General features: G+C 69.3%; 1 protein-coding gene. It reads left to right on the top strand.

Features of this window, described 5'->3' with window-relative positions; all coding sequences use genetic code 11:
- Positions 1-97 precede the first annotated feature (97 nt).
- On the top strand, positions 98-2693 hold a 2596-nt coding region (locus I71_RS01095; protein ID WP_375731156.1), incomplete at its 3' end, for a condensation domain-containing protein.

Genomic DNA, 2693 nt, shown 5'->3' with positions numbered 1-2693 from the left:
TGCCATGCCCATACCCGCCGTGCCCCCCCGCACCACCGCCGTGCGATCGGGCGCGCCGATCGCCAATACCACCGCCTATGTCCTGGATCGCAGATTGATGCCGGTTCCGATCGGGGTGGCCGGGGAGCTGTATATCGGCGGGGCCGGGCTGGCGCGCGGCTATATCGGCCGGCCGGGACTGACGGCGGAACGCTTCGTCGCCAATCCGTTCGGCCCGCCGGGATCGCGCCTGTACCGCACCGGCGATATCGCATGCTGGCGCGCCGATGGTGCGCTGGATTATCTCGGCCGGGCCGACCAGCAGGTGAAAATCCGCGGATTCCGCATCGAACCGCGGGAGATCGAAGCGGTGCTGACGCGCCATCCCGGCATCGCCCAGGCCGCCGTCATCGCGCGCGAGGACCGGCCGGGAGACAGGCGGCTGGTGGCCTATGTCGTGCCGCAGGCCGACCGCACCGGGGACACGCCGCCGGATCTGCGCGCCTATCTCGCCCGGACCTTGCCGGATTACATGCTGCCGGCGGCGGTGCTGACGCTCGATGCCCTGCCGGTGACGGCAAATGGCAAGCTCGACAGCCGTGCTCTGCCGGCACCGGATTTTTCCGCCACTGCAGACGGGAGGGGGCCGCGGACCAAGCGCGAGGAAATCCTATGCGGGCTGTTTGCCGACATCCTGGGTGTGCCACGGGTCGGCATCGATGACGGTTTCTTCGACCTCGGCGGTCATTCCCTGCTCGCCACCCGTCTGGTCAGCCGCATCCGCTCCGCACTCGGCATCGAAGTGCCAATCCGCGCGCTGTTCGAGCGGCCGACCGTGGCGACGCTGGCCGGCTATCTGGATGAAGCGGGTGAACCGGACGATACGGGCGGCACGGCGCGGCCGCCGCTCATCGTCAGGCCGCGCCCGCCGGTCATCCCGCTGTCCTTCGCCCAGCAACGGCTGTGGTTCATCGATCGGCTGGAAGGGCGCAGCGCGACCTATGCCATCCCGCTGGCCCTGCGCTTGACCGGAGCACTGGACCGCGAGGTGCTGGCCGCCACCCTGCGTGATGTCATCAGCCGCCATGAAAGCCTGCGGACGGTCTTTCCTGACCGGGACGGGACACCCTGCCAACAAATTCTCGCCGCCGAGACGGTGCTGGCAGATTTGCCGGTCATCCCGGTGGGGGCGGCCGAACTCGGCGGCGCCCTGGCGCGCGCAGCGGCGCGCGGCTTCGACCTGACCGGCGAACCGCCGCTGCGGGCCTGCCTGTTCGCCTTGTCGGAAAGCAGCCATGTGCTGCTGCTGCTGATTCATCACATTGCCACCGATGGCTGGTCGATGGCGCCGCTGGCCCGCGACCTGACACTGGCCTATCGCGCGCGGCGGCGCGGCCGGGCGCCGGAGTTCGCACCGCTGCCGGTGCAGTATGCCGATTATACCCTGTGGCAGCGCGACCTCTTCGGTAGCGAGGACGATCCCGGCAGCCTGATCTCCCGCCAGCTGGCCTACTGGACCGCAACCCTGGCCGGCCTGCCCGACCAGCTCGACCTGCCGGCCGACCGGCCGCGCCCGGCGGTCGCCAGCTATCGCGGCGAAACCCTGTCCTTCCGCCTGGATGGCGCGCTGCACCGCCGCCTGCTGGCACTGGCCCAGGCCAGTGGAGCCAGCCTGTTCATGGTGCTGCAGGCCGGGCTGGCGGCATTCCTGACCCGCATCGGTGCCGGCACCGACATCCCGATCGGCAGCCCCATCGCCGGACGGATGGATGGCGCGCTCGACGATCTCGTCGGCTTCTTCGTCAATACCCTGGTGCTGCGCACCGATACATCCGGCAACCCGCGTTTCCTCGACCTGATCGCACGGGTCCGCGATGCCGATCTCGCCGCCTTCGCCCATCAGGATTTGCCGTTCGAGCGGCTGGTCGAAGCCCTCAACCCCGCCCGTTCGCTCGCACGGCACCCCCTCTTCCAGGTCATGCTCGCCTTCCAGAACACGCTCGACCCCGAACTCGATCTGCCGGGGGTCACGGTTTCACTGGAACCGGCCAGCACTGGGACCGCGCGGTTCGATCTCGCCTTCAATCTGCGGGAACGGCGCGATGCCGATGGCGGGGCGGCAGGGATCGAAGGCACGGTGGATTTCGCCCTCGACCTGTTCGATCCGGCGACGATGACAGCCCTGCTCGGCCGCTTCGAGTTGTTCCTGCAAGCCGCCGCCGCAAACCCGGACCGACAGATCGGCCGGATCGACCTGTTGACCGCGCAGGAACGCCAGTTTGTCCTGACAGCGTGCAATGCGACACAACACCCGACCCCGGCCACCACCCTGCCCGAACTGTTCGCCGGCCAGGCGGCGCGGGTGCCGGATGCCCCGGCGCTGGTCATCGGCGATACGGTGCTGAGCTATGCCGACCTCGATGCCCGCACCGCGCAGCTCGCCCGCTTCCTCCGCAGCCGTGGCATCGGCCCGGAAACATGCGTTGCCATCGCGGCCAGGCGCAGTATCGAACTGATCGTCGGCATCCTGGGGACGATGCGGGCCGGCGGCGCCTATGTGCCGCTGAATCCGGATTATCCACCCGAACGGCTTGCCATGATGTTGGCGGATTGCCGCGCCCCGCTGCTGCTGACCCAGGCGGCACTGCTGGCCGGACTGCCGGAAACTGCGGGCGTGCCGGTGGCACTGGAACGTGACTGGCCGGCCATCGCCG

Origin of the sequence: Azospirillum sp. B506 (assembly GCF_000333595.1) — a bacterium.
Lineage (GTDB): Bacteria > Pseudomonadota > Alphaproteobacteria > Azospirillales > Azospirillaceae > Azospirillum.
The sequence above is the reverse complement of the archived record's forward strand: the minus strand, read 5'-3'. Positions and strand labels throughout refer to the sequence as shown.